Genomic DNA, 711 nt, shown 5'->3' on the forward strand with positions numbered 1-711 from the left:
TTAGTATAATAGTAATATTCATAATTTGTAACAATTGCAGTATTACTAGATGAGTCTGTTGCTGTGTATGTAATATTTGTAAATTGAAAAACTTTTCTTTCATAAGCTCTTTCAAAATCTACTGGAGTTAATTTTACATTGGTTGATGATTGAAGTCTTATTGTTTTATTATATTCTAATTGATTAGCTATTGAATCTGCTATTGCYAAAGTTAAATAGTTATAGTTAGTATTATCACTTAAATTTGTATAGACAAATATTTCTATTTTTGCAGTATCTGATGCAGTATAATATGGACGCACTTCTTCTACTGTAATAGGTCTGCCGCCAAAAGAATATAGCAGATTAGATATTATTAGAGTTAATACTAAAATATAATAATTTCTATGCATAATCAATTTTATTTAATTTTATAAATTTAATTTTATACTAAAAGACTTSTTTTATCAATATGTATATAAAAATATAATAAAACTTCTTGACAATACTATATCTTTTATATATCATTGCTTATCGAATATTTTTTATCTAATTATTATTTAATTTATTAATCGTATATACAAAAAGGAAGCAGCATAATTATGAAATCAGTAAAAAGCGAAATAAAATATCCTATTATATTTATAATACTATCTATACTTTTTTTTGCAAGCAATTTAACATTTTCTTATCTTCAAATGGGAGATGTTATTCTCTGGGACATAAAAAATA

General features: G+C 22.1%; 1 pseudogene. It reads right to left on the bottom strand.

Annotated features, from left to right (window positions below):
* A pseudogene (locus GQX97_RS13255) lies at positions 1-392 on the bottom strand (hypothetical protein); the annotation flags it as partial.
* Positions 393-711: the final 319 nt, after the last annotated feature.

This window comes from Brachyspira sp. SAP_772 (genome assembly GCF_009755885.1).
Taxonomy (GTDB): domain Bacteria; phylum Spirochaetota; class Brachyspiria; order Brachyspirales; family Brachyspiraceae; genus Brachyspira.